The organism is Lapidilactobacillus mulanensis (genome assembly GCF_003946215.1).
GTDB lineage: Bacteria > Bacillota > Bacilli > Lactobacillales > Lactobacillaceae > Lapidilactobacillus > Lapidilactobacillus mulanensis.
This window is the reverse complement of the sequence record NZ_RHOW01000076.1, coordinates 1-3,591: the sequence shown is the minus strand read 5'-3', so window position 1 is coordinate 3,591 and position 3,591 is coordinate 1. Positions and strand designations below refer to the sequence as shown.

Sequence of the window (3,591 nt, the reverse complement as noted above, 5' to 3'; positions counted from 1 at the left end):
TTGCGTAATTAAGAAAAAGAATCCCTTGATATAGAAGAATTCTCTTGACTAATGGTAGAAAAAAGAACACGAAAAATTGAATATCTAAATATTGCTGAGTTAAAATCTGTGATTTCAGAAATACTCAAAAGCTGCAATCCATATTTCACTTCAAAATATGTGATTTTAACGGCCCTACTAACTGGTATGGGTCCCGGTAAAATTGGTGGTTTAACATGGGACGATATTAACTTTATTTTCAATACGATTTCTATCAATCAATCGTGGAATGTGGCGAAAAAAGACTTTAAGCCATTGAAAACTAAAGCATCAAAAGAATTACTAAAGTCGACCATTGGTTGTTCGACGTCATCGGTGAGTTTTCCCACGAAGATAGCCTAAGCTGAGTGTATGTAAATCAATATGGTACGATTCCAACATCTGCCGGGTCAACAAAACTTTACGAAGTATGCTTAAAGAATTAAAAATAAAACGCAATAGATTTCATTTTCATATTTGTCGTCATACGCACGTTGCTAACTTATTGTCCCAAGGAATAGAACTTTACGCAATTTCAAAAAGGCTCGGTCATAATGATATTACTGTTACTTCCAAAGTTTATTCGTACCTAATCGAAGAGTATCGAGTTAAAACAGACTCGCAAATAGTAACTGCTTTGGATGTAATAAAGCCGGTGAAAGAATAAATGTTTCAATAAAAACCGTCTAGCCCTAATCCCAACTTATTTTGGCAATTTTATCTTGTCCACAATGGTTTAACCTTTTAGTGCTTTTTAATGCTTGATATAAAAATAGAAACCCGCTAAGTGTTGATTTAGCAAGGTTTCTATTTTTTATAAATCTTTCTTATTACTTCTACTAAGGAGAGTACAGGAATTGAACCTGCGCGCCCGGTTAAGGGTTCGACGGATTTCGAGTCCGTTGCATTACCACTCTGCCAACTCTCCAGAATGTCCTAAATTAGTATACCAAAAATCTAGGACATTGGCAAAAACAATTACAATTTTCTGTTTGAAAAATATCGACTAGTAATTTTTTCAGAGCCAATCAATAATTAATTTATTTATGCAACACAAGAGCCTTGCTTCCTTCAAGTTAGCAAGGCTCTTATTTTAATTTTAAACTAGTCAAACTTAATTAGCGCGATAACCACGCGCTGCTCAAGATAATCGCAGAAAAATTCCGGCGTCGACTAAACCTTTGGTAAACCCAGGAACGGTTTCCGTTCGTTGCCAGTCACGTTGGAGCTCACAGGCGAGTTGGGCAATACTAGTCGGTTGTGCGCCTGCGCGTTCAATTCGACGTAAAGCGGCATCGTGGGCGATCAGCGACGTGCCTCCAACGGCATCCACCACTGGAAAAACATTGAAGCCTTCCTGAAGTGCATCGAGGGTTGGGAACGTCAAACAAGCTTCGGTCCATAGTGCAGCGATGATCAAATTCTTCCGCCCTGTTTTTTTAACTGCATCATAGAATTCTTGATCTTCCCACGCATTGATTGTCGTCCGATCATAACTGGGGACATCGGCCAATAAGGCTTTGATCTGGGGAATGGTGTCTTGATTCCGCCCACTAGCCACGTTGACGGTCGATAAAATCGTCGGAATTTTAAAAGTCTGAATCAATCCGACCGTGCTGACAATATTACGGATCAATTCCGCACGTGGCATCTAATTGATCGAGTTGATCTGCGTTGGTTGGTAATCAATTAACAAAAACGCAGCATTCTCTGGGGTCAATAATTCATCTTTAATAGGATCACGTCTAACTTTACTAGTCATAACTCACACACTCCTTTATGATTTCACCGTTAAATATCGTGCTAGAAAAGCTAAGATACTATTTTTGACATCTGCCCAATAACCTTTGGCATGACGATGACCCGGCAATAAAATAGTTTCCACTGGTATGCCGAGTTGAATATAGCGCTGGCTGAGTTGGATCACGCCAGAAACTGGCACAAATTCTGTCAAGGAATTGATCAGCAGCAACGGACCGCTACTGGAACGCACATGATGATAAGGCGTAGCCGCATGCGCTTGCTGTTCACTGAGATAGTTCAAAATAAACCACTTATAAAACGGATCATCTGTGCCATCCTGATCGATCGACTGACTGGCGGTTGCCGAAGCAGCGACATGATCATCTGTGGCGACCACCTGCTCATGTGCTTGCAACCACTGATCAATGTCTAAAATTCCCGATAACGAAATTGCGGGCAAGTCATATTTTAACCCAAGTTCGACCGCCAGATTCCCACCTGCTGAACCGCCAATTGCGGCTTTCGGTAAATTAGGAAAAGATTGTTGTAGCCATTGATAAAGCAAATCCATATCTTCAAGTGGCGCCGGAAAATGGCTAGCAGGCGCCAATCGATAATTAGGAACGATCACCAAATATCCCTGTGTCGCCAACCAGTCTGCAACGTCCGCCTCCTTAGCCTTATCGCCTTGAAACCAACCACCACCATGTAGATTGATAATCAGCCCCTTGATCGGTGGCGCTGTTGGCTGATATTGATCTAGAAATAAATTTGGTGCATATTCAATATCGTTTTCGTTCGTGACTGTCAATTCAAACACCTCACTTATTAAAAGCGCTTTCAATTATTTGAAATGAACGACTTCACCTCGCAATAGCTATACTTTAATGCAAGTCGTCATTCAGACGCAAACAATTTGTCTCGGGAATTTTTTATTTGACGAGTACTGTTCACTTGATTAAAAAAACGCCGTGTTTCCGCCGAAATCGGTCAGAAACATGACGATTTATTTTTTTCCACGTATAGAAAGGTGTATTTTAAGCGAGGTAAGTTGATAAATAACGCTATGCTTCGATCACTTCATCCATGCTGTTTTCCAAATCAACATAGTAGTTATGCACGTTATCTGTATCGAGATAAACTTTCACTTGGCCGTCATGTAAAAACGGTGTGGAATCATAACGAACAGTTGGCCCCTTGAACAAGTATTTCCGCCCCGCCTCATCTTCATAGACGCAGGTCATACGCTGAATTGTGTGGGCATACTGGTGATGTTGGGAATTGCTTGTCACCACCGCAGTATTACTGGCAACTAATGCGATATGCCCCGCCCAGACATAATTCCCGGCAGCCAACAACGCGTTGATCCGCACTTGTTTACGATGAGCTACCAAAATCGTTATCGATCCAGCAACCAGCAATAATAAACCCGGAATGCCAAAGCCTAATAGGAAAAGGCGACGAGCTAATTGCTCACCTTGTGCATCATTTGCCACTTGCACCCCATTCACATAAACATGATTGCCACTGGCAACGCTAGCCAGAACGACGGCGATAATCAGGAAAACGATTCCCATGCCGATCAATAACCATTTCACCCATTTATTCTTGATCGTCACACTTTTTTTCATCACATGATCCCCCCTGACGATATATCATGTGCTAAGTTTATCATAAATGGTTCACGTCGCAAAGTTCAGTTGGATTCATCCTCAAAATATGACCCGTGTACAAAAAAAGCGCATCGATTCAAACGACTCAAATGAAGTGCTTCATAATTGTTAGACAAACAGTCTAATGATTGTGAGGCACTTTTTGTATGGTCAAATA

At 41.1% G+C, this 3,591-nt stretch carries 5 protein-coding genes and 1 tRNA gene; 2 read left to right on the top strand and 4 right to left on the bottom strand.

Annotated features, from left to right (window positions below):
• Positions 1-51: 51 nt before the first annotated feature.
• Together EKM67_RS10390 and EKM67_RS10385 are read left to right on the top strand one after the other, a co-directional pair.
• Positions 52-381, top strand: coding sequence for a site-specific integrase (locus tag EKM67_RS10390; protein WP_125578912.1), 330 nt, complete (start codon positions 52-54; stop codon positions 379-381).
• 67 nt (positions 382-448) lie between these two features.
• Positions 449-685, top strand: a complete 237-nt coding sequence (locus EKM67_RS10385; protein WP_263853147.1) for a tyrosine-type recombinase/integrase — start codon at positions 449-451, stop codon at positions 683-685.
• 175 nt (positions 686-860) lie between these two features.
• Here EKM67_RS10385 and EKM67_RS10380 read toward each other — a convergent pair.
• From EKM67_RS10380 to EKM67_RS10365, 4 genes are all read right to left on the bottom strand, one after another.
• Positions 861-946, bottom strand: a tRNA-Ser gene (locus tag EKM67_RS10380).
• 213 nt (positions 947-1,159) lie between these two features.
• Complete coding sequence (locus tag EKM67_RS10375; protein WP_225417375.1) at positions 1,160-1,669, bottom strand: isochorismatase family protein; 510 nt, start codon at positions 1,667-1,669, stop codon at positions 1,160-1,162.
• A gap of 126 nt (positions 1,670-1,795) precedes the next feature.
• Positions 1,796-2,572, bottom strand: a complete 777-nt coding sequence (locus EKM67_RS10370) for an alpha/beta hydrolase (protein ID WP_125578911.1) — start codon at positions 2,570-2,572, stop codon at positions 1,796-1,798.
• 253 nt (positions 2,573-2,825) lie between these two features.
• Positions 2,826-3,392, bottom strand: a complete 567-nt coding sequence (locus EKM67_RS10365) for a hypothetical protein (RefSeq protein WP_125578910.1) — start codon at positions 3,390-3,392, stop codon at positions 2,826-2,828.
• Positions 3,393-3,591 lie beyond the last annotated feature (199 nt).

Excerpts from the sequence above, each read along its gene's own strand:
- EKM67_RS10390 (WP_125578912.1), top strand. The coding sequence starts at position 52 with ATGGTAGAAAAAAGAACACGAAAAATTGAATATCTAAATATTGCTGAG.
- EKM67_RS10385 (WP_263853147.1), top strand. The coding sequence starts at position 449 with ATGCTTAAAGAATTAAAAATAAAACGCAATAGATTTCATTTTCATATT.
- EKM67_RS10375 (WP_225417375.1), bottom strand. The coding sequence starts at position 1,669 with ATGCCACGTGCGGAATTGATCCGTAATATTGTCAGCACGGTCGGATTG.
- EKM67_RS10365 (WP_125578910.1), bottom strand. The coding sequence starts at position 3,392 with ATGAAAAAAAGTGTGACGATCAAGAATAAATGGGTGAAATGGTTATTG.